The sequence below is a fragment of the Terrimicrobium sacchariphilum genome (assembly GCF_001613545.1).
GTDB classification, from domain to species: domain Bacteria; phylum Verrucomicrobiota; class Verrucomicrobiia; order Chthoniobacterales; family Terrimicrobiaceae; genus Terrimicrobium; species Terrimicrobium sacchariphilum.
Map to the genome: position 1 here is coordinate 3480746 of NZ_BDCO01000002.1, position 22825 is coordinate 3503570.

General features: G+C 58.9%; 14 protein-coding genes and 1 pseudogene. 5 read left to right on the forward strand and 10 right to left on the reverse strand.

Annotation, left to right across the window (positions count from 1 at the left end; genetic code table 11):
• Positions 1-10 precede the first annotated feature (10 nt).
• Genes TSACC_RS16325 through vccA (TSACC_RS16335) form a run of 3 tightly spaced genes read left to right on the forward strand, consistent with a single transcriptional unit; the run spans position 11 to position 5534 of the window.
• A complete protein-coding gene (locus tag TSACC_RS16325; RefSeq protein WP_075080287.1) occupies positions 11-1054 on the forward strand; it encodes a hypothetical protein in 1044 nt (347 codons plus the stop codon).
• Entirely contained in the window at positions 1051-1638 is a 588-nt protein-coding gene (gene vccD, locus TSACC_RS16330) for a Verru_Chthon cassette protein D (RefSeq protein WP_075080288.1), read from the forward strand. The genes TSACC_RS16325 and vccD (TSACC_RS16330) overlap by 4 nt, the downstream gene beginning before the upstream one ends.
• Complete coding sequence (vccA, locus tag TSACC_RS16335; protein WP_075080289.1) at positions 1635-5534, forward strand: Verru_Chthon cassette protein A; 3900 nt, start codon at positions 1635-1637, stop codon at positions 5532-5534. Before vccD (TSACC_RS16330) ends, vccA (TSACC_RS16335) begins: the two co-directional genes overlap by 4 nt.
• A 284-nt stretch (positions 5535-5818) precedes the next feature.
• Here vccA (TSACC_RS16335) and TSACC_RS16340 read toward each other — a convergent pair whose 3' ends face one another.
• The 6 genes from TSACC_RS16340 to TSACC_RS16365 form a co-directional block, all read right to left on the reverse strand.
• Positions 5819-7555, reverse strand: coding sequence for a hypothetical protein (locus TSACC_RS16340; protein ID WP_153811485.1), 1737 nt, complete (start codon positions 7553-7555; stop codon positions 5819-5821).
• A gap of 228 nt (positions 7556-7783) precedes the next feature.
• Positions 7784-8530: a hypothetical protein gene (locus tag TSACC_RS16345; RefSeq protein WP_075080291.1), complete on the reverse strand. Its 747-nt coding sequence runs from the start codon at positions 8528-8530 to the stop codon at positions 7784-7786.
• A 7-nt stretch (positions 8531-8537) separates the two neighbouring features.
• Positions 8538-9068, reverse strand: coding sequence for a hypothetical protein (locus TSACC_RS16350; protein WP_075080292.1), 531 nt, complete (start codon positions 9066-9068; stop codon positions 8538-8540).
• Between the two features lie 10 nt (positions 9069-9078).
• Positions 9079-10536: a hypothetical protein gene (locus tag TSACC_RS16355; protein ID WP_153811486.1), complete on the reverse strand. Its 1458-nt coding sequence runs from the start codon at positions 10534-10536 to the stop codon at positions 9079-9081.
• 5 nt (positions 10537-10541) lie between these two features.
• Complete coding sequence (locus tag TSACC_RS16360) at positions 10542-12074, reverse strand: sialate O-acetylesterase (RefSeq protein ID WP_075080294.1); 1533 nt, start codon at positions 12072-12074, stop codon at positions 10542-10544.
• 127 nt (positions 12075-12201) lie between these two features.
• A complete protein-coding gene (locus TSACC_RS16365; RefSeq protein WP_169809681.1) occupies positions 12202-13602 on the reverse strand; it encodes an autotransporter-associated beta strand repeat-containing protein in 1401 nt (466 codons plus the stop codon).
• A 235-nt stretch (positions 13603-13837) separates the two neighbouring features.
• On the opposite strand from TSACC_RS16365, the gene TSACC_RS16370 reads away from it, so the two are divergent.
• Complete coding sequence (locus tag TSACC_RS16370) at positions 13838-14953, forward strand: GntR family transcriptional regulator (protein ID WP_075080296.1); 1116 nt, start codon at positions 13838-13840, stop codon at positions 14951-14953.
• Positions 14954-14971: 18 nt separating this feature from the next.
• On the opposite strand, the gene vccD (TSACC_RS16375) is transcribed toward TSACC_RS16370, so the two are convergent.
• The 4 genes from vccD (TSACC_RS16375) to vccB are packed head-to-tail and all read right to left on the reverse strand — an operon-like array spanning position 14972 to position 20551.
• Complete coding sequence (gene vccD / locus TSACC_RS16375; protein WP_075080297.1) at positions 14972-15601, reverse strand: Verru_Chthon cassette protein D; 630 nt, start codon at positions 15599-15601, stop codon at positions 14972-14974.
• The gene (gene vccA, locus TSACC_RS16380) at positions 15598-19083 is read right to left on the reverse strand and encodes a Verru_Chthon cassette protein A (protein ID WP_075080298.1); all 3486 of its coding nucleotides are present in this window, start codon (positions 19081-19083) and stop codon (positions 15598-15600) included. The genes vccD (TSACC_RS16375) and vccA (TSACC_RS16380) overlap by 4 nt, the downstream gene beginning before the upstream one ends.
• Positions 19080-20099, reverse strand: coding sequence for a Verru_Chthon cassette protein C (gene vccC, locus TSACC_RS16385; RefSeq protein WP_075080299.1), 1020 nt, complete (start codon positions 20097-20099; stop codon positions 19080-19082). The genes vccA (TSACC_RS16380) and vccC overlap by 4 nt, the downstream gene beginning before the upstream one ends.
• A gap of 11 nt (positions 20100-20110) precedes the next feature.
• Positions 20111-20551, reverse strand: a complete 441-nt coding sequence (gene vccB / locus TSACC_RS16390; RefSeq protein WP_075080300.1) for a Verru_Chthon cassette protein B — start codon at positions 20549-20551, stop codon at positions 20111-20113.
• 132 nt (positions 20552-20683) lie between these two features.
• Here vccB and TSACC_RS16395 point away from each other — a divergent pair.
• Positions 20684-22696: pseudogene (locus TSACC_RS16395) on the forward strand (glycoside hydrolase family 38 N-terminal domain-containing protein); the annotation flags it as partial.
• Positions 22697-22825 lie beyond the last annotated feature (129 nt).

Sequence of the window (22825 nt, forward strand, 5' to 3'; positions counted from 1 at the left end):
GCTGAAGCGCATGCCCTACAGCACCCCCATTGTCGCGACCCGCAAGGCGTCCGCCTTCACTCTTGTGGAGTTACTGGCGGCCACTGCGGTCTTCATCGTGCTCCTGGGCATCATCCTCGCCGTCACCAACTCGATCTCCGCCACGATCCGCCATGCGACATCGGGCATCGAGGCGCAGTCGGCATCACGCACCGGATTTGACCTGATGAACCGTTATCTCTCCCAGGCGACGTTGAATCCCTACTGGGACTATGACAACCCCCTCGCGCCCACGGTCTATCTGCGTCAGTCAGATCTCCAGTTCATCATCCGGCAAAACAAGCAAAAGGCATCCTATGGCCAGGAGGTGTATTTCGTCACACCCGAGGCTTACTCAAAGGACTCCACCCTGCGGGCCACCCGCGGACTGATGAATGCCTGCAGCGCATTTGTCCGGTTCGGCAGCAGCAAGGACTTTCAGCCCTCTGGCGTGGGCAATGAGAAATTCCGTTATCGGTTGATGTTTGGACTGCAACCTACCGAAGACCTCAGCGTCTTCAACAAGCCCGCTCGCACCAGCAACCAGACTGAATCCGCCTATCGCGCCGCGATCCAGCAGTATTGGAATGCCGCGGCATGGCTGACGCCGATCAGCGACTCCGATTCGAAGCCTGCAGTGACTCCCCTCATCGACAACGTCATCGCACTCATCGTCTGGCCGCGACTCTCCTCCGCCGAGGATGCAACCGGACAGGAATTGACGACCGACTATTCCTACAACTCGCAGGACAACGCCATGACGATCCCGCAGCCGATCACAGCGAATCAACTGCCTCCCGTCATCGACATCACCATGATCGTCATCAGCGAAGCCTCGGCCGCCCGCCTGGACCGGGGATCCTCAACCGCACCGCAGGAGATCGAGTCTGCGCTGGCTGGGAAGTTTACCCAGGTCGAGAAATACCAGGACGACATTGCCCAGGTTTCCAAGGCTCTCTCGGACAAGGGAATAGAATTCAAAATCTTCAGCACGGCGCTGCCGCTTCGTGAGTCCAAGTGGAGCCGATCCCAATGAGCCGCCCATCCTGCAATCTCGGGTACGGTCAGGCGTTCTCCCTCGTCGAGCTCCTCGTGGTGATGGCCATCATCGGGCTGCTCGCGGTGATCACCGTGCCCGCGATGTCTTCGCTCATGCAGAGCAGCGACCTGACCCGCGGCGGCCAGTTGGTCGCCGATCAGGTGAACCTCGGCCGCCAGACCGCATCTTCACAAAACACCGTCGTCGAGTTACGTTTCATCAAGATCGCCGGCCGCAAGGGGTACGCTGCCGCCCAGCTTTGGCGGCCCGACGACAGCGGGCAGATGATCCCCTCGCGTCGCATCGTCACCCTGCCGCAAAGCGTCACCATCGCGGATAATTCGCTTTCCTCCGCCATGACCGACCTGGCCTCGGGCACCATGACCGTCGGCGGAGCCTCGACGGCCTACCGTGCACTGCAGATCAGGCCGTCCGGGGAGATCACCCCCATCGTCGCAATGAGCAATCTTGTCTTTACCGTCATCCCGGAGGTCTTCGCGGACAAACAGGATATGCCTGCCAATTATTTCATGGTCCAGATCAATCCCGTAACTGGCATACCCCTCGTCTATCGCCCATGAAACGGTCGCTCGACTTTCCATCATCCCCCGCAGCATTCCGTACGGCACGGGGCTCCGCGCTCATCGCCGTCCTCGCCATCATCGTCCTCCTCGGTGCGCTGGTAACGATTTTCCTCGTCCGTACGGGCACGGAACGCTCGGCCTCAGCCAGCTATGATGCTGCTGCCAGCACCCGCCTCCTGGCCGAATCTGCTGTGAATCTCGTCCAGGCTACGATCAACGAGGCCACCACAGGCACCGGCTCATCAACCTGGGCCTCGCAGCCTGGTGCCGTGCGGGTTTTCGACGACGCGGGCAATCTCACCAAGATCTACCGCCTCTACTCGAGCACGACCATGTCGACGGCAACCAGCAGCGGCTCCATCCTCGCCAACGACATTCCTCCCGTAAACTGGGCCAGCCAGCCAGCCGTCTGGGTCGACCTGAACAAACCCGTCACCATTTCAGGTTTTGGCAATACCAAGTCTCTCAGCTTTCCCATTCTCGACCCTCGCGATCCCAAGAGTCCCGGCTCAGCCACAAATCCCAGCGTCCTCTCGACCCTCGATGGATTCTCCATCAGCGGCGCTCCCGGTGCCACCCAGCTCCAGCCTGCCCCGATGCCCGTACGCTGGATGTACATGCTGCGCGATGGCACGATGGTCACTCCCTCCTCTCCATCCGGATCGACCGTGACCATCTCCGGAGCCACGAAGGAAAATCCCATTGTCGGGCGCGTCGCCTTCTGGACCGATGACGAAACGACCAAGGTAAACGTCAATACCGCCTCCGGCAGCATCGGCAAATGGAATGGCACCGCCGCCTTGGCTGCACCGTGGGATGTCCCTCGTTTTCGCATGCTGGACGACGTCAACCTGTTCTCCCGCAACCAGCCGGTGCAGGGCGAGTATCAGCGCTACCCCGGGCACCCTGCGACCACCGACCTCTCGAAGATCTTCACCGCGCTCGGCATGCCCATCGGTGATTATCCGAACACGCAAACCGCCGCCGCCACCTCGTCAAGTTTCTTCAGCCTCCTGCCCCGCTATGATGACCAGTACGGGTCAAAGGGAGGAACAGTCGATACCACAAAGTCCAACACTCCCACTACGATCACTGCCAAGAACGACCGCCTCTATACTTCTCCGGGCGAGATGTTATTCCGCCCCGATCGCACCCAGAACCCCGGGAGCGGCGCTTCTGTGACCCAGCAGCAGGTCGAGACCGGCAAGTTTCTGCTCACCAGTCACAGCCGCGCTCCGGAGACAACGCTCTTTGGCACACCGCGAATTGCGGTCTGGCCGATTGACTCGGAGTACGGAGCCAATCCCACCCCTACGAACAACACGAAGCTCGTCACTCCCTTCGACAAGCTCATCGCTTTCTGCTCATCGACCGGAATCGGCTCGGCCATCAAGCAATACTATATCCAGCGTCACGACTCCACCAGCCCAACCAACGACTGGTCGCAAATCACTCGCAATCGCCAGCTTTACAGCTACCTCCAAAGTCTGACAGGGCGGAATATCCCGGGCTTCGGCGGAACCTTCTTGCAGAAATACAGCTATCCCAACGAAAGGGACCAGATCCTCACCGAGATGGTGGACTATATCCGCTCCACAAATGTCTATGACCACTCGGTCAAGGACGCCAGCTCGAGCAACCCGACCGTGCGATTCACTCCGCCGATTACTACTGCCGTCTCCGGCGGCGGACAGGTCGTCCCGCTGCGTATTGGCGCGACCCAGGGGCTCGGCCGCATGTACACCATCTCGGAAGTCGCGCTGCTCCTGATCAGCACCGCCGATGGAAACGGCGATCCGAGTAATGAGTATGACCCCCGCACCAGAAGCAACAACATCACCGACAAACCCAACCCCACTCTGGCCGACACCTACGATGGCACGAAAATCCTGCTGAATCCCGGTGAAAAACGCCTCCAGGCGATGATCCTCATCGAGCTCAACTCCCCCATGCTCGGCTTTGACACGATGATGCCCGACGTCAGCATCAACATCCGCGACCTGAACAATGTGAAGTTCACGACGTCCGCCGGGTTAGTCAAAAGCCCGTTTCCCTCAGGCGATCTCCTGACCGAAGGCCCCGCCACGCGTTACAATGACATCATCCAGATGGGCGGCCTGAATGGCTTTCAGTATTTCATGTCCCGCGTCGACTGGAACGGAACCAATTATCGCCGCAACGGCTGGAGCAATTCTTCCACCTCGTATCTTCCTTACCGCTTCGTCAGCAACCCCTTCACTGTTCCGACAGCCGCCGACGGCAGCGGCACGGTCACCCTCAGCACCAGCGGGAATTTCGTTGCCGAGATCATGGTCAAGGCCAAGGGCACCAGCACGCGCCGCGTGGTCCAGACCTTCCAGATCTCCTTCCCCTCCATCACCCTGCCACTGCCTGACCTGATCCAGACCACCACCGCTGGCTCCAACACTATGGGGGATTGGTGGGGATTTGATAAACGCATCGAATGGGCCCCACAGAGCCCCGGGTCCACCACAGCCGCAGGCAAAGGTGCCGTCATCCGCACTGATGCCACGGGCATCCCCGACAGCTCGACGGCGGGCGGCTACAGATCGGACGTCGTCCGCAGCCTCGCTGCCAAGGATGGCGATGTCCGACTGATCATGGCCAAGGAGACCGTCACGGCTGACGGCACCAAGGACATGGTCACCACGCCGGGCTACAGCTCCGGGGCAAAGCTGGCCCATACGCTCATGCAGGCCAAGGCATCCAATCTCGTGCCGGGCGTCAATCTCAGCGGCAAGCTGGTATCGGGAGCAGATTACGAACCGGCCTGGACTCCCAAGGTGCCAAGCACGTCAACGCCCGCTGCAGACTGGGATTGGGACACCGGCCTCCCTGGCTCACGGGATGGCGCCTACGCCAACAAGCCCGATGAGGGCAACATTTACACTAGCTCGGGAGCAGCGCCCTACTACAACGGCGAACAACAGTCCAACAGCACCAGTTCGAGCGTCGCCAGCTACTTCACGGCCAATCGCATCATCCCTTCGCCGGTCATGTTTGGCTCGCTGCCGACGGGCGTACAGGAAGGCGTCCCATGGCGCACGCTTCTCTTCCGTCCACAAGCCAGCCGCCCCCGCGATCCATCAGGTCCGAAGGACCATTTGCTGCTGGATCTCTTCACCATGCCGGTCGTGGAGCCTTATGCGATTAGCGAACCCTTCTCCACCGCAGGCAAGGTCAACATGAACTACCAGATCGTGCCGTTCACCTATATCGATCGCAGCACCGGCGTGCGCGCAGTACTGGGCTCCGAACTCATGGCCCGAGTGCCCAAGGCAGCTGCTCAGAAAAATGGCAACCAGACGGGGCACAATTACTATAAGATGCCGTTTGGTTCCGTCCCCGGCGCCAACGCACAGCCTCCCAGCGGCCCAGCGCTCGGCAGGCTCCCGCTGAACCTGAGCGACAGCAATGGCTCCCTCCGTCAGTTTAAAGAGAAGTTCGCCCAATGGGACATCTTCCGCTCGCCGTCGGAGATCTGCGACATCTACCTCGTCCCGCAAGGTTACTCCTGGGCCTCCAACTCAGTTGCCGATGCTGGATGGTACGGAGATGACTTTGCCCTCGTAGGCGACAATGTCCGGGAGCGTCCCTACGCCGACATCTATCCACGCCTCACCACCAAATCGAATACCTTCACCGTCCACTACACCGTCCAGGCTCTGAAGAATCCTCCGGCCAATGCTCCGGATAAATGGACCGAGGGCAAAGGCCAGGTCGTGGGAGAGCTCCGTGGATCGGTCACACTCGAGAGATTCCTCGACCCCGCCAATACCAATATCCCCGACTACGCCGCCAACCCCTCGGCGCCTAATCTCGACAACTACTATCAGTGGCGCGTGCTGGAGAATTCCACCTTCTCGCCCTGAGGCACGCACTCTCTCTCCGCACCCCAACCTCCCCGGGACCGGGGCTCTCCACGCCTCTTCAACGGTGTCGCTACTACTTCAACGCATTGATTCCCGCCCATTCGCCCTCGATTCTTGGGATGCCTATTACGGCGAAACTCTCTTAAGCGCTTGGTCTCCAAATGAGATATCACTTGGGCCTATGTCCATAATTTACCATAAGCAGCGACCACATCAACATGCCTTCCGCCTCAATTAGGAAACCGTAGCGACCCGCCAAAACATTACCGCCACCAGAGCACTCATCACGGAAAGGTGAACAATGGCGTCCTAGTATCCGGCACGAGTTGAAAGCCATTGAGGCAGACATTTCCTCCGTTTTTTGTCGTCCGGATTTCGATCGTCCCAGTGGCAGACGACATGACCTTGAGCGTCACATAGGCGACTCCTGCCCCATCGCTAAGTTTCCGGCTCGTTCCGGCAACCTCTCCCGTTACCGTGGCGCCGCCACTCACCGAAAACGGGGTGCTCCCATCGTAAAGTCCCGCCCCGTACAAGACGAGATCGTACACACGGTTGGGAACCAGCCCCGAGAGAGCAGAGACAATCGCGCCGCTTCCCGTCGAGGAATATTGATACGAACTCAGGTACGACATCATCAGCGAAGCAGTCGCCGCATCGTAGGGATTCCAATACTGGCTCGTCTGCTGGTCAGCGAAGCTCGATGAAGTCCAGGTCATCTGCACCGAGGTCTGCCCGCCGAGGACATTGGTGAGCGTCTGCGGGACCGGCTGGGAGGCCTGCGTGCTCGCGCCCCATTGGTCCCCCGCCCTCCCCAGCACGGCAGCCCCGGCCTGGACCCTGCTGCCCCAGTGAAAGCTGACCAGCCCGCCAGCCGCGACCTGAAGATCATAGTCCTCAATGATCGAGCGAAAGACATGGTAAGCCTCCTTTTTGGTCCCTCCGAGGCCGGTCACAAGTCCAAAATATGCCTGCTCGGCCTGGACTCCTGCGGATTTGCCGGCATACAGGGACGTCTCGTTAAGCAACTCGTAAACGATGATGGCCTTGACGGTTGGCACCGTGGCGAGGTCGGCGATCTCATCCTCCAACTCCTGCGCCTGGAGCGCCCAATCCTGGCTTGCCCCCGGATTCGTTCGCGAAGTCGCCGAGCCGCCGACAAATCCGGAGCCCGGGATGTTTTGCGACCGCCCGCACTCCGTGATCCAGATGTCCATCGGCACTGCGGGATTTGATTTCTGCGGGAATTCGTTAAGGCATTGCACCGGTGACTTGCCATAGCTGGGGCTGCCAGCATCGGTAATGATCGCGGTAAAGTCCCCGTAGCTCGGCGTATACCAGTGCCAGGACAGAATATCCCAGGGAACGGGCTGGGTACCGTTGGCATTCTTGATCTTGGTCAGTAGTCCCCAATGGCGGTACGCCGTGCCGGGACTCAACAGGGCGGGGGTAATGGTCGTGAGGCCGGACTGCCGGGCCGTGGAGTAGGCGGCCTTCAGGCCGTCGCAGGCCCCATTAAGCGCCGCCCGTATCCGTTCAAACCCGTTGGCGGCCTTGTCTGTGTACTGCGAGGGAGACGAACCGTCTCCCGATATATTGACCAATCCCCAGTTCTCCATTTCGTTCCCGAGCTCCCAGTAAGGCAACTTGTATCCCTTGGAGATCGCGTAGTTTGCCCAGGTCGTGGCGATCACGTAATTCTCGGCATAGACATCGGCGTAAACGGTCGATCCATTGGCGCCCAGGGAAGTCACCGGAATGACGGGCAGCACAAGCACACCAGCGGCCTGCGCCGCCGGAACGATGTTATCCATCAGAGCAGGATAAGGCTTTGGGCTGTACTCGAATGAGCAGCGATAAATGTCGCAGCCCAGATCCTGAAGGAGGCCTATCTGCTCGGTCCGGGCAGAGGCCGTCCAGTTCTGATAATCCGAAAAGGTCGGATGTCCGCACACTCCCCACACGATGCTTGCCATACCGGACGACCGGCAGATGGCAGGCCAGGCGAGAAGCCAAACCACGAAAACCACGAGAACAATCCGACGGTCGGTCGCGCGCGACGGCCATCCCTGCGAAGACGTTGGGGAGAACATTGGAGGGGAGTGATTTGCGGGTGAGCTATTTTGTCATGAGTTTATCATCAGGATTGGAAAACGGGCTGGAGAGAGCGCCCTCCCAGGGCGCTTGGACTGTTCCTTCGCGCGATCTGGAGAAAAATATGGCTCACTGCTCCAACCGCGCATCGGCCATCATTTCTTCACGAAGCGCACGTCCGCAAGGGCCACGCCTGTCTCTTGCACGCCGGTCCCCGTGATGGCTACGGACTGGATGACAAGGCCGTCGGCGACCGCGAGATCGGCTGGGAAGGCCAGATTATCTACGAGCGCGGCGCCGTTGACGAAGACACTCCATGTCTTGGCGTCGAGGTCGAAGGTCATTACAAACTCGCAAGGCATGTCTGGTTCATACTGAACCGGCTCGCCGCCTGCGTCGCGGTCGGCGGCGCGAATATATCCTTTGTCGGTGAAGGTTACCCGTAGCGGGGCGCGATCCGGAGGCAGCTTCCCGGTGACTGGTTTGCCTTGTGACGACACCAGCGAGACCGTCGCGCTCGCGCCATGAAACTTCTCGCTCAATGGGATCAGCTTCCAGCTAAGTTCGTACGCGCCTGATGTCAACTTGAGCTTTTCGAGGTTCCAAATGAGGCTGGCCCATGCCGGATACTGCGGATTGGCCTTGAGCACGCCTGTTTGTATGATGAGGAAGGGCGGCTTCCATCCAGACATCTCCTCGGTCGCCAGAGTGATGCGGGTTTCTCCCGACTGAATCTTTATCTCGGTAGGAGCTGACAATGGCAGAGCCGCCGCAGAGTCCGGCGCGGGAACCGTCGCTGTCGCAGCATCCGGTGAGGCGAACTTCGCCGCGATAATCTCCTCAGCGCCCGCGCTTCCGGCCATCGCCCAAACCATCGCCCAGAGTGCAATCGTGATTTTCATCGCCGGATTATTGCATCACAACATCGCGAAACTGAGCCTTACCCGACTGGGAGCCCCCCTTTTTCTGGGCGATGAAGTACACCTGCGTGATCGGGAAATGGAGAACCTTGTCGCCCTTGCCGCCAAAAATCAGGCCTGCCTTTTCGGCGAGATCAATACGGTATTCCTGCCACTGCCCCTCATCTGTGTAGGCAAACTGGTATTGGTGAGTCTGGTTGGTCTTGTCCACCAGCCGGATGCCTACAATGAGCGGAGTATCCGCCTTGAACTTGAAACGTATCTCGGTCGGGCCTTCCTCGACCCGGACATTGCCCACTCCCGCGACATAGAGCCCGCCCTGCGTGAAATCGTACTCCAGGTTGGCAATGGCTGCGCCGCCCTCCTCATCCACCGAAAAGGAGCCCAATGCTCCGGGGGGAAACTCCGTTCCCCCGGAGAATCTCCACGAGTTCCCCTCCGCCAGGAGATCAACATCACCCGCACACCCAATGCGGGCCGCCGCAAAGACCAAGGCAGCAAACAGAACGATTCTTTTCATAAGATGTGAGTCAGGATTCGATAATCAATGCCACCGGAGAGTCGGTCACGGTCATCTTCTTGAGCATGACGCGGCCATCCTTGTTTACAAATGAGACATCCCTCGTCTCACCAGTCAGGAAGTCATACGCCTTGACCGCCTGAGCCGGCTTGTCCGTGCTTATCTCCACGTCTGCCACGGCAGGCTGCAAGTCGCCACCCGCCCGCTCGGAGGCCCATACCAGCGTGGTCTTCCTCCCATCGCCCGCGATAAAGGGATAGGCCAATACCTTCCCGCCCGCCTCGATCCTGCTGCCATCCCAGACGACAGGACTATAGTCGGCATGGGTCGTGACAGGAAATACCGAGACTCCGGCTGCCGGGTCGGCCTGGAACGGAGCCATATAGTGATTGAATCGGGACACAGCGTCGTAGGACGGCTTGGGTTTCAGCTTGATATCCAGCAATCCAAAGTTGTGCTCGGCATTGTGCTCGTCGGTTCCATTGTCGCGAAAGTTGTACACAAAGAGCATGTCGGTACCGACCCCGAGGGCCTCGGCCATCCGACGGAGCAGGTATTTCGCTTGTGCGTCACGAGTCAGGCCGGCAAAGAGGTTTCCATTCTTGGTCTCCTGATAGCTCGGCCAGCCAAACTCGGTATGCCAGATCGCCTTGGGACCATGAAACTTCGCGGACTGCTCCCGCATCATCTTCTCCTGCGACACAAAGGTTCCGCGCTCATCAGCCGTGGCAACCCCGTCCCGCTGGAGGATGCCATCCTTGCTCGCATACGGTACATATTCCGCCGTCATGCGCGGGCTGTAGGGATGGTCGGTGATCGCGTCGACCACGGGCGAGATTCCCATCTCAAGCTGACGAAATGTCACCGGGGGCACTCCACCCAGCCCCAGCACTTTCACCTCGGGATTTGCCGCCTTGATGGCGGGCGCGGCGGTATTCAGCAGCTGCACGTACTTCGGTACCCATTTGCTCACGGAGCCGTCTTTTTCCACTCCGTTCCATGTGCCTCCGTAATGTTTGCTGAAGCCAAAGTTGTGCGGCTCGTTCAGGATCTCTATCGCCTGCACCTTGCCCCGGGTCTCGCGGGCAAACCAGGCGGCGGCCCTTGCATAAGCCTCGGCGTCGTAGATATCCGGCGAGTAGAGTTTATTCGATCCGTTGAAGATCGCGAGGATCTTCAACCCAGCCGCATTCAGGTTGTCGATGGTCTTGCGATAGCTGTCGGGCATGACATAGACACCCTTTTCCTTTTCGATGCTCGACCAGTAGAAATCCTCGCGCGCCCAGGTAAACCCGGCCTCCGCGATCATCCTTGGTATTTCCGGTTCCTTGTACCACCCATTGCTGAAGTGGACGCACACCCCGACCTGAGGATGCCCCTCCGGCTGTTCAGACTGGGCCGGGAGCGAATGGAGGAACAGGCCGCCTGCCAGCGAAGTCGCAGCCATGAAGGAGAGATGACGTTTCATAAAATTCACCATGTGTCCGTGCGGAAAGGAGCCAGCGGAAGGCCCGTCGCATTCACAAGCACGAGTCCCTGCGGGTTATTGGTCCAGGCGTACCGGACCGCCTCGGGCTTCCCGACGGAAGGCGACGAGACCACGATCGTGTCACCCTCCAGCTGCGCCGTCGCCTCCCGAAAGACACGATCGCTGCCAGCGACCTGGAATCCCCCGATCTCCATACCCGGCGCCTTCAACTGCGGCCCGCCGGGCGCATCACGAAAATGCAGCGTCACCTTGCCGTCAAAGTCCGCGCGATCAAATACCGGTCCCGAGTCGGCGACATTCGCGTCTCCATAGACACGATGGAAGGCAATACGCGCCAGCCGGGAGGCGACCTCCTCCTTGTTGGCAGGATGGATTTCCTTCCCGTCACCGATGTCCACCGTCACCGCCTGACCCGTATTGGGGAGTGAAAGCGTCCGCGCCTGCGCCTCGCGCAGCCCCGGCCAGTTGGCATCAGCTCCGATATTGTAGTTGGGCAATTGAACCCATAAGAACGGAACATCCCCCTGTGCGAAAAGGCGGCGCCATCCCGTAATCAATGAAGGAAACAGCGTCTGGTACTCCGTCGGCCGCTTCACGTTATTTTCCCCCTGATACCAGATGATACCGCGAATCGAATAGGGCACGAGCGGATGAATCATCGCGTTATAAAGACCCGAGGGGACATACTGGCTGCCCGGCCCGCCGCTCGGTGGCGTCGGAGCCGGTTTCTTGAATTCCGCTCCGGATGATTTCGCCGCTTCCTTTTCTGCCTCCCAAACCGCCTTTGCCTCCTCGAACTTTTTCCTCCTGGCCGGAAACTCTGCCAGAGCCTCCTGCCAGCGCCGCTTCACCTCGGGCCCAGCCGGATCGGCGGCGAGGGACGCCTCGTCCATCCAGGCCTCTATCGAGGTGCCTCCATACGAGCTATTAATGATGCCGATCGGTACGTTGAGCTTCTCGTGCAGCTTTTGAGCAAAATGATAGCCGAGCTCCGTAAACCCGCCTGCGCTTCCAGCCACACAGAGACTCCACGCGCCTTTCAGGCTGTCAGCAGGTGCGTCGCTCGCCACCGTGCGAACCTTGAAAAAGCGGATTTCCGGGGAATCCGCCTTCGCCGCCAGTTCCTTGCCCCGTGGCGTCCAGAACAAGGCCATGTCCATGTTGGACTGGCCTGCGGCAAGCCATACCTCACCAACAAGGATGTCCTTGAGAGCGATCGTATTCTTTCCCGATACCGTCAGTCTCCCGGATTCGCTTGAGACAGGCAGGCTTTGCAAAGCCACACTCCACTTTCCATCGGCTCCGGCTGTCGTCGATGCCGAGCGCTCGATGCCCGGAGCCTCAAATCTGACATTCACCTGCTCGCCAGGATCAGCCTTGCCCCAGACCGCCACAGGCTTTCCCTGCTGAAAAACCGCTCGATCTGTAAACGGCGACGCCAGCGCGACATCGGCGCTTGCCGCACCCAATCCCGCCAGCGAGATCGATAGATAGAGAAGTATTCGAGGGAGAGCCATAGGAGAGATGAGGGACTCTCGTCCGCCTTGGCGGGAAAGCCAAGGGCGCAACGAGCCGGGCGGGCTGCGGACACCCACGGGAGCCCGCCTCCTTTGCCCTTAGGAAAAACTTACAATGCGCGAATCACTAGACCGAGCGGGATTTGCCCCGGCGGAAGACCGTCACGAGGATCAATCCCACCCCGGCCAGCGCCCAGGCCGAAGGCTCGGGAACGGCGGTGATCACCAGATTGCCCGTAGCTTCGCTAAACTGATAGGTCACGCCACCCGAGGTCTTTTCCCAAAGGTTTCCACCGGCATCCGTAAAGTCGACGACGGAGAATGTGGAGCTGAAGGTCTCTGTCAGAGTATCGACATTCACAATGTTCCAGGTATTCCCCAACGCAATCGCAGCGCCGGTGAGGTCAAAGACGAAGTCGCCATCCAGCGTAAGGGTGCCAGTTCCAGAAATCTGGTTGCTTGCGCCATTGGCTCCGATCTTGAAGGCCAGTCGTGCATTATCTGACAAGCTCAAGGTTCCCGCGCTGACCACGGTATTGCCTGTGTAGGTATTCGCACCGTACAACGTAATCGTACCGGCACCGGCTTTCGTCAGCCCGTAGGCACTCCCTCCATCGCCGATCACGCCTCTCACGATCAAGTTCTGGAAGCTGTTCACGCTGACGGTGCGACTCCCGCTCAGCGTCACGGCTCCCGACCCGAGCCGCTGGGCGCCGTTAGAGGTTCCGACGGTGAAATCCCCGGCCCAGACCTGGGCATTGTTGTTGACGGTCACCGTATCCGCGATGGTCAGGGTGCCTCCATTGATCGTGAAAGTTCCCGTGCCCAAGGCATTGGCGTGACGTATCGAGAGCGCACCCGCATTCAAAGTCACTCCACCGTCGAAGGAGTTATTGCCGGAAAGAATGAGCTGACCAGCTCCGGACTTGATAATGCCAAAGGAGCTCGCTCCATCAGAGATTGCACCCTTGACCCACAGGCTGTTGGTCGAGTTGTTATTAGTAAAAGTCGAGCTGGCCTGCAGCTCGATGGCGCTGTCCACACTCACACTGCCCCGGCTCATTGTCCCGTAGGCATATTGGGAAGCCGTGATACCCCCCGCCCCGAGATTGATGGTTCCGCCCGTGATGATCGTCGCTGCGTTGGGAGCTGCAGCGTTGGCCGAGCTTTGAAAGACAAGACCGTTGGCAGATTGCGTTCCGCTCACCGTCACCGTGTAGGCGCTATTTCCACTCGTAGCGCTTGGGCCCGCCGAAAAATACGCATCATCGGAAGACGTCAGCGAAGAAACAAACGTCCCCGAACCTCCCGCAGAATCCGTATTCCAGAAACTATCCGTGCCCCATGTCCCAGTCGGAGCGCTTCCCGCCCCCGCCGTCGTGCCATTTGCATCCCAGTAATAGGGAGTCGCCTGGGCTGCTCCAAGGCAGACACCCAGAATGGCGGCTGCCAGCGCGCCAACTCTCCGATTTGCGATCCTCGCAGCATGCCGTGGGATGACTCGATCTGAAGTTTGCCAGTTTTTCATTTTTGAAGGGATGGGATTGGAGTGAGGGGGATGGAGAGAAACTCTTCTCCGCGCACTATCGTGACATGCGAACATTCAATCAAGATTATTTTATGCAAAATGAATGATTTTCATCATATTTTTACCGTTCTAGATAAAAGTTAGGCAATACTGCCCCCGCGAATCGCGGATTTTCGATGTTTCACGCATACAATATTGGATTCTTTCGCGTATTTGAATAACCTGAGACCAGACCGTGGCTAAATCATCGTTTCTACCCCGCTACCAGAAGGTTGCGAACGTCGTCCGAAAACGCATCCAGCAAGGAGACTACGCCCTGAAAGCCATGCCCTCGGAACGCGGCTTGGCGCAGGAGCTGGGAGTCAACGCCATGACCGCCCGGCACGGTCTGCAGATCCTCGAGAAAGAGGGCCTGCTCGTCCGACAGGACAACGGTCGCGTCGCAATCCGCAAGGCGCAGCATGGCGTCAAGAAGCACCTAAACTTCGCCTTCCTCGTCCCCACCCTCGCCTCTCACGGAATCGAAAAGTGGAGGCTCGCCATCGAGGCAGTCACGGCTCACCTCCAGTGCAATGTCAGAACGGTCGTTTATATGCACTGGGACGACCCGCTGGTGCTGGACGCCTTGAACGGATTTGACGGCGTTTTCCTCGATCCGTCCCCGGAGCCCATGCCCGAGAGCGTGAGCGAGCAGCTCCGGAACAAGAGGCATCCGGTCGTCTCTGTGGATCACGACCTGAGCATGCTGGGAGTTCCGTCGATCCAGCTTTTTCCACCCGCATTCACCCAGAAGCTGCTCGACCACCTGGATGCCGTCGGTCATCGCAAGATCGGCTGTCTGAACACCCAGCCCGACGATCCTGTGATCGCCGAACGCATCAACATCTGGCGCTTCTGGATGGGAGCGCATGGATACCATGGCCGCCTCGTGAATGAGCCAGTAGCCCCCTATGGCGACGCCATGAAGGCAGGCTATGATGCGATGGCCCGGCAGCTATCCTCTGCACGAGTGCAGGAAACCGCATGGTACTGCACCACGGTCGACTGCGCCATCGGAGCCATGAAGGCCATCCTCGACCGCAATCTCAAGCCCGGCAGAGACATCGCGATCTGCGCAGCAAACGGAGAAGGTATTGCCTCATACTACTACCCGGCGATCACCGCCCTGGAGGCCGCGGACCCTCATCCATTTCTCTCCCTGTGCGTGCAGTGGATGATGGATGGACGCGACTGGCAGGGGCCCCTGCTCATGCAACCTACGGAGATCCCGCTCATGATCCGCGAGTCTTCCGACCCTCGCCTCGCCGCCCGTCTGCCGCTGCTCGACCATCCCGGGGATCACAGCCACTAGGCTTGCCTCGCCACGACGTTAAGGCCGGAAGGTCTGCACTGCCCCGGTCAGGGAATCGATCTGCACAGCGAACCAGTTTTGCGCCGGAGCCGACCCCGAGGTAGGCGCGTTGCCCGGATACAGCGTGGCAAACGCAGAACTCGCCAGCGATGTGGAGCCGTCTGGACGAAAGCGAAAGGCCCGGTAGTTGTAATTACCCCCCACCCCCGGCAGGGTGACGCCGCTGTCGGCACCAGAACCCTGCGTAACATCAACGCGCGATTGATCTAGCAGGCTGGAGTAGGTCGCCGAGTCTGCCATCCTTACCTGAGCCGGGAAATAGACCGGACGCTCAGCAGCGACGAGCCCGTCTTCCTCCACGATAAAAAGCTGCAATCCTCGCCAGGCTTTCTTCGATGCATCCGAGGGATCGGGCAGTTGATAAAGCCGCACCTCAACCGGGCGATTCCTCGTTACCGCCTGCTGTCGCGCAAGCTTCAACTGATCCACCAGACTCTCGGAGGCCGATGAAAGCGCCGTGGCCGACTGGATCTGGTTCATCGCAGGCAGGGAAAACCCAGCAAGAATCGCGATGATGGAAATGACCACCAACATCTCGACCAGCGAGAAAGCCCTGGTGGGAATGTTTTTTCGGAGGAGAGCGATCATGGATTGAACTGTTTGGTTACGGGAACGCGAAACTTGTAAAACCTATCCAGCGGCGCAGCATTGGGAGTCGTGGCATAGTCGGGAATCCGGGAATCATTGGGATCGATATATCGCTCGATCAGCGCCGATCCACGATACTCCCCGGTCACCCGTCCCCTGCCCTCCGTCCACTGGTTCGCTGCATCGCCCTTCCGGTTTTGCAGGGTCTGCACCCGGCAATGCACGGTGAAGGTATTCGATTTAGTGGTCAGGCGCGGATAGATATTGGCGTAGGGACGTTCCTTGGAGTTGTCGCCCGTGAGCAGATAGTTGTCCCAAAAGGTGCTCATTCCCGCGAGGGTCGTGCCTGCCGGATCTTTGGGAATAAGCGGCAGTTCACAAATCTCCGAAGCGGAGTGATAAATATCGTTGCCGGCAAACCGCTGACGCACACCCTTCATCGTCTCATCAACATTCAAATCAAACCGGAAGTCCGCATCCGGCAGCGTGGAGGCCGAAAGTTTATTCAGGTTCTTGTAGTTATTCACCTTCGACTGGGGGATAGCCAGGATGCGCTCCGCCTTCACCGCGGCGCGCAAACCTGTCTCCCGGGTGATGAAGGAAAACGGCATGATCTGGGTATTCAGGTTGATTTTTCCCGCCGTGGAGAATGGCTCACTAATAGCATAAGGCTCGATGACAGGCATCCAGAATAAGTCCATGAAAAGATGGTCCGGCAGCCCGGCGGAGCCCGGATGCTTCCCTGAGGGATCAGGCCGGAACAGCAGGGTGCGCCATGGTTCGCCCGCTTTCACTCCGGTAGAGAGGGAGCCGAACATACCCGAGGAAGGCACCTGCCGGTTCGGGGAAAAATACGTCGTGTTGACCGCACTGTAAGCACCCCAACTCTTGAAGTACGGAGTCTCCCCTGCTGCGCTCATCCCGCTGAGGTCGCCCTCGTCCGGCCTGTTGATGTACGATCCATCTGGCATGGAGGCGATGCCGTTGTCAAAATCCCCGACGGGCATCGCCGGGTCGCCATTGACATGGACCCCGTTGACCGCAGCGGGCAGCACGTTGGCAAACAAGGTGGAGCTGACGTTTTCGATCAACTTTCCCTGCCTGGTGCGCGCAAAGAAGGAAAATCCGCTATTCGCACAAAAGCTGCTCCTCACATTGGGCGCGTCTGGATTGTATGGAGTGTCCGCATAGAGGGTGCCGGACACGTTTCGGAGAAAACTCGTTCTCGCATCTCCCGAGGCCAGCGCCACGGTAACTACTGTATCCTTCGCACTGCCATCACCAGCGCCAAACAGCCGCCAGGTTCCCCCTGTGTCGCCGGAATCGCACTTGGCAAAACGGTCTCCGTAGCTGCCAGAGCCATGTCCCGTGCCAATAAGCCGATATTGATCCTCCGCCTTTCCCGGAAGCGGTATCCTGGGTGACGGGATCGTCACGTTCAGGGTTTGGACAAGATCATCGGCGGCCGTTCCATTACCGGCAAATATCTTTACCGTGATCTCGCCTCCCTTGAAGTCAAAGTACGTGCCGCTGTATCCCAGCTTCGTCGTCGGCAGCACGATCGGCAGGCTGAAAAAGGGATACCTCTGTGGGTCCGAGCCGGAGGCATCAAACCTCTTCCCGATTACAAACCAGCGGGGATCGAGGCCACCCGCGGGAGGCTCATGCCCAAAGAAATCACTGGCGGCAGCCCTGTTAACATAAGTCGACCCCGTGGACGGAAAGCCCATCGCAGCACCGTTGATCTTGAAGTTCTGGAGCCCCTCGACCTGCACCGTGAAGCTCGGGATATAGCTCGGATATCCCATGGCGGGATTCATGAAGCTCATCACCAGATATCCCAGGATCACCTCCGTATTGACGGGAGGCTTCCCATTTCCATCAGTGCCGACGTAGCTGGGTCGCTGGTCTTGGCTGACTGGTGAAGCCGCTGTCACCGGAGTACCCGAGAGATCTCCATTTCCGAGATAAGCAAACGCGACCCCCACCTCAGCCACCGTGGGAAATCTGCCAAAGCCAAGCGTGTCCATCGCGCCGATATAAATCGGTGTCACCTGGCCGGAAGGGGCAAATGGATTTGTCACCCCCTGGTCGTTCAGATTGGTCGCCCGGATATAGTCAAAGGCTTCTGTCAGGATCTGGTCTCGATCGGAATCGTATTTTGCCAGGAAACTGCCATCGAATCCCGGCACCCTGGCTCCCATAAGCCTTTGCAGATAGGAGATCAGTTGCCGGTTCCTTTCGATATCCTGATAATCGCTCGTGGGACTCAGCGAGTCGGCACGTTGAAAATAATACGGCAGCCCGTTGATCGTGGAGCTAAAGGCGATGGTCTGGTCCTGGACTGTGCGATACGCGCTCGAGGACTGACTGTGAATCGGCCACATCGCTACACGCGGCTGATTGAACATATTGACCTCCGGCGCCCGGCTGGCCGTCGTGATGAAGAACCGGCTCTTATCGAGATCCTCCCTGGAAATTCCCTGCGGGTTGCGATCCGGATCAAAAACAAGCTCGTCGACCGAGGCGTACAGTCGATCGTGCTTCAGCTTGACCGGCGTCGTTACATTGCTGACCGTCCCTTCCCGGGAGCCCCCATCGACATACCGCGGCGAGACCGAATACGCCTTGGTCGGCGTGTTGATCGCCGGAAGCGCCGCCGGGAGGTTAACCATCGCCGGATGACCAGGGTATCGCTGAAACTCATTTTTAACCGGCTGGTATTTGCCCAGCTTGCGATCGTAATCCGTAATGACCCGGGGCGTATCCCAGAACGTCCCCTCCGAGGCCGTATTGACATTTACCTTGGCCGTCTCGTCATCTGCCCAGAAGGCGATGCGACCGATGATAGGATTCGCACCCGATGCGCCCGGCACGACCGCGGTGCGGGTGGCGGAGGCAGCAGCATCCGGCGCGACAATGGAGCCATCCTTGAGCACGTAAAGCCACTCGACCGGCATCTCTCCCTTGGCCACACCCGCAGGCAAGGAGGAAAACGAAAACCCCTCGATCACTCCCTCAGCCCCGGGATCAAGGATGGGATATTGCGAGGAGACGGGGGCGTTCAGGTCGGTATAGTGTGCCGGCTTGTCCCTCCAGTTGACGAGGGCCGTAGCCTCGGCCGCCGCATCGACAGAGTTTGTCAGCACCCACGAGCGCGATGAATACAGCTTGTAAGCCCGCAGCAGGTCACCCTTGGTATCATAGGAGCGGATCATTCCCGGCTGGGATGCCCAGGCGACATCCGCCGATGCATTTGTGCCCGCCGTCGCTGTTTTGATCTGGGCCATCACCAGATTGACCGCGCTATCCGCCAGCATGCGGGCCGCCGCGCCATCGGCATAGGCTTTGGAAGACTTCAACTCCGTCCCCACTCCCGCCAGGAACGCCAGCGCGAGAGCGGAGAGAAAAATGAGGCTCGCCAGCACAATGACGAGTGCGGAGCCCGCTTTCCTTTTCTTTGATCTGATCCCGCCTTTCATTGACTCCACTTTGCCCCGCGTATTCCGATATCTGCCTGAAAAACCTGATAATTCAGATTCCGGGATTTCAGCGTGCCCTCGAGTGTCGCGATATCATCGTCCAGCTTCGACGGGTCGTGAAAGAGGGACGGAATCCCGAGATCCGGAGCCGCGTCTCCCACACAGACTCGCTGCGCGGATGGCTCATCCAGGGCGACCATGACCACATGCAGGATCGGAGGCAGCTGATTCATCTGCTGCGGCTGGGTCGTTCCCGACCAAGGGGTGCGCGAGTCGAAGGTGTAGTCAGTGGTCAGCGAGGTCTCGCTGGCATCATCTGCCGCGGACTTCTTCGGAAGTATGACCAGAGCGATGATATTGTCCGCAAGGGGGCGTGTACTCGCGTTGTTCCCTGCTGGAGCAGTCCCACCTGTGAACCACCCGGTACCGGTGGCATTTGCCGTCTTGAAGATATTCAGGTCCTGCAGGGACTGGGTAAACTGCATAAGCCGGAAACGGTGCTTGAGCGGGCTGAGCGCCTCGCTGACAAATCCTGGGCGCCCGCCCGTCGCCGCGTCGTCGTTGTAAGCGACATAATACCCGACCGCATTGAGCGCCCCATCGAGCCCGGACCACGCCGTGCTGTTCGCATATCCGAGCGGAGCCTGAAAGAATACGGCGTGACTGATCTGCGATGGATTGGTCAGCAGGCCGGGACCGGAGATAAAGTGCAAATCGGACTGCCGACCGTACCGCGCAGGCTGCCCGTCATAAGCCGGATCCCGCGGCGTCCGGCCGCTTGCATCGAAATAGTCGTAGTATCCGTTCAAAGTCGCTTGGCCAAGCTTCCTGGTGAGAGACTCAAATGCCGCCCGCGCTCCTTGGAAGGACTCGATTTTTGCCTGGGAGCTCTTCCAGACCCGCCCCGTCTGCTGTGTGATCGAAAAGATAACCAACAGAATGATCGCCAGGATGGCGGTCGAGACCAGCAGCTCGACAAGAGTGAATCCCCGGTGCTTCTGAAGATAAGCGCTCATTTCACCCCTCCCTAGTCATTCTTCACGACCACTGTGGCGATGGTCTTCACCTCGTCGGGTCTGGTGCGATTGCGGATCGTCACCACGACATTTTTTGCCACATCCGGAGACAGGCTTTGCGTGATGGAGTTTGTCAAATTCGCCAGCGTCACACCCATCGTATAAACTCGCTGCTCATCTCCTGCCGAAACAGGGCGCCCGCTTTCATCAAAATAGGCCTCGTACGCCTGCAGCTTGCTGAAATCCGTCAGTACGGCATCGCTGATCGCCTTTTGGGCGATCCGTGATTGCACAGAGGTATCGATGGACGCCCGGAAGGTGTTCATTCCCACCGCAATCAACCCAACGATACCCATCATCGCAAAGCTGACTATCCCCAAGGCGATCACGACTTCGACGAGGCTAAAAGCTCGGCGTCTTTGTCTCAAGGCCATCAAACCGGGGGATTTCATTCTTCGGGGAAGTTATTCATTTTGCATATAAAATATTACTTTTATTGCAAAATATAATACCGAAAACCTGCCATAGGATGCAGGATTGTAAAGGTAAAATCAGCAAAATGCAGGGCCCCTCTTCCAATAAACATGACGGATAAAAAGCACATTAAATCATGTATTTTGCATAAAATATTGATTTCCGCATATTCTTTGGATATCAATTTTACGTTCCAAACACTCACAGCAGTGAACTCCAGCCGCCCCATCTTTCATCTCCTTCCCAACGCGCATCTCGACCCGGTCTGGCTCTGGGACTGGCGGGAAGGTCTCAACGAAGGACTCGCAACTGTTCAGTCCGTCCTCAATCTCATGGATGAGTTTCCCCAACTGACATTCATCCGGGGCGAGTCGGCGATCTATGAGCATGTCGAGAAGACGAGTCCCGCCCTTTTCCGCCGCATCGCCAGGCAGGTGGAGGAGGGACGCTGGGACATCGTGGGAGGCACGCACATCCAGCCGGATTCGAATCTCGCTTCCACGGAGACCCTGTGCCGACAGTTCGAGTACGGGCTTGATTATTTTCGCTCGCGGTTCGGCACGCACCCCACCGTGGCGTGGCAGGCGGATTCCTTTGGCCATACGCCAGGATGGCCCAACATCCTGCATGCCTTTGGGATGACGGACTTTACTTTTACCAGGCCGCAACGCGGACAGTTCCCTCTCGATACGCCTGCCTTCTGGTGGAAAGGAAGCCATGGGAATCGCCTGCTTTGCTATCGACAGCACTGGCCGTGGTATTGCAGTGAAAGAGCGAATCTCCCGGAGATTCTGGACCTCACCCAGAAGGAATCCTCCGGGTTTGGCTTTCGTAATATCGGCATCCTGATGGGGCTGGGCAACCATGGCGGAGGCCCCTCCCGGCGACATATCCTCGAGGTGGAAAAATGGCGGGAACAACATCCCGAGATTGAAGTGCGCTACTCGACCTTGCATGGCTTCTTCCGGGCCCTTCATTCCGAAATCGACGACCATCCCGAAAGCGATGTCCCCACAGTGAATGGCGACCTCGGCTATTGCCTGCGCGGCTGCTATTCCTCCGTCCAAAAATTCAAGACCCTTTACCGGCAGGCGGAGAGCGCAGTCACCGAGGCAGAGTGTACAGCCGCTCTGGTCGAGCAGGCGTTCGACGTTCCTGCCCGTCCCTTGGAGGAAGCCTGGAAGGCGGTTTTATTCAACGCCTTTCACGACATCCTCCCTGGCTCCAGCATCGAGAGAGCCGTCGAAGAACAAAGCGCGTGGATGGGGCTCGCGCTCCATCATGCTCAGGAAGCCCGCTTTGCGGCGCTCAATGAACTGGCCTCCCGCATCGACACCTCCGTCGCCGCCCCGGCCCTGCCAGACCACCCGACCGCTGTGCCCATGTTGGTCTGGAACTCCCAGCCGCATCCTTTCCACGGCCTCGTCGAGATCGAGACATCTGTAGACTACCGGCCCATTTACTCGTACGAAAACCGCGCCGACGAGGTCCCTCTCTCCGTCCATGACTCCAGAGGAAGAAACCTGCCGCTGCAATCTATCAGTACGGAGCATACCTCCATGCCCCATCTACCCTGGCGCAAGAGGGTGCTCGTGCCATTGACTATTCCCCCCTGGGGCTGGCACGTGGTGCGTTTTGCCTGGGATGAGCTTTCCAGCCCCTCGCTGCCAGGTGGCAGTCCAGCCCTCACCGGGAGAGCCGGAAGCACCGGCATCACCAATGGCGACTGGACGATCCATCACGCAGAAGACTCTCTCCGCATCGAACGCAACGGGCTCAATTTCTGGAACACCGGCCGGGATATTTCCCTGCAAGTCGTCGAAGATCCATGGGGCTCATGGGGTGGAATGAACGAGGAGGTGGACTCCTACCAGCTCGATAAAGTAAGGGAAACATGGCGGCTCACCGCGAGCGAGGTGATCGAGACCGGCCCGCTCCGGGCCAAGCTCTGGACCCGCTGGGAGGGAAAGAACTCCTGGATCACCCTCACCTTTTCCCTCGAGCAGGACAGCCCGGTGGTGAAGGTCGATGCCCGCCTGCTCTGGAACGAACGAAGCGCCCGGCTCAAGCTCGTCCTTCCCTGCTCGGGAGACATGGAGTTTGACGTGCCGGGGGCCACGATTCATCGCGCTTCCGCCGGCCAGTTACCGAGCGGGCGATGGGTGCGCCGCGGCACCGGAGGCGGGGCCGCCGGATTTGCCAGCACGGCGTTGAGTGATATAGACTTCTCCTCCGACGAACTCCGCATCACC

Coding starts and splice junctions, on each gene's coding strand:
- TSACC_RS16365 (WP_169809681.1), bottom strand. CDS start 13,602: ATGAAAAACTGGCAAACTTCAGATCGAGTCATCCCACGGCATGCTGCG.
- vccD (WP_075080297.1), bottom strand. CDS start 15,601: ATGATCGCTCTCCTCCGAAAAAACATTCCCACCAGGGCTTTCTCGCTG.
- vccB (WP_075080300.1), bottom strand. CDS start 20,551: ATGAAATCCCCCGGTTTGATGGCCTTGAGACAAAGACGCCGAGCTTTT.
- vccD (WP_075080288.1), top strand. CDS start 1,051: ATGAGCCGCCCATCCTGCAATCTCGGGTACGGTCAGGCGTTCTCCCTC.
- TSACC_RS16360 (WP_075080294.1), bottom strand. CDS start 12,074: ATGGCTCTCCCTCGAATACTTCTCTATCTATCGATCTCGCTGGCGGGA.
- vccA (WP_075080298.1), bottom strand. CDS start 19,083: ATGAAAGGCGGGATCAGATCAAAGAAAAGGAAAGCGGGCTCCGCACTC.
- TSACC_RS16325 (WP_075080287.1), top strand. CDS start 11: ATGCCCTACAGCACCCCCATTGTCGCGACCCGCAAGGCGTCCGCCTTC.
- vccA (WP_075080289.1), top strand. CDS start 1,635: ATGAAACGGTCGCTCGACTTTCCATCATCCCCCGCAGCATTCCGTACG.
- TSACC_RS16350 (WP_075080292.1), bottom strand. CDS start 9,068: ATGAAAAGAATCGTTCTGTTTGCTGCCTTGGTCTTTGCGGCGGCCCGC.
- TSACC_RS16345 (WP_075080291.1), bottom strand. CDS start 8,530: ATGAAAATCACGATTGCACTCTGGGCGATGGTTTGGGCGATGGCCGGA.
- TSACC_RS16355 (WP_153811486.1), bottom strand. CDS start 10,536: ATGAAACGTCATCTCTCCTTCATGGCTGCGACTTCGCTGGCAGGCGGC.
- vccC (WP_075080299.1), bottom strand. CDS start 20,099: ATGAGCGCTTATCTTCAGAAGCACCGGGGATTCACTCTTGTCGAGCTG.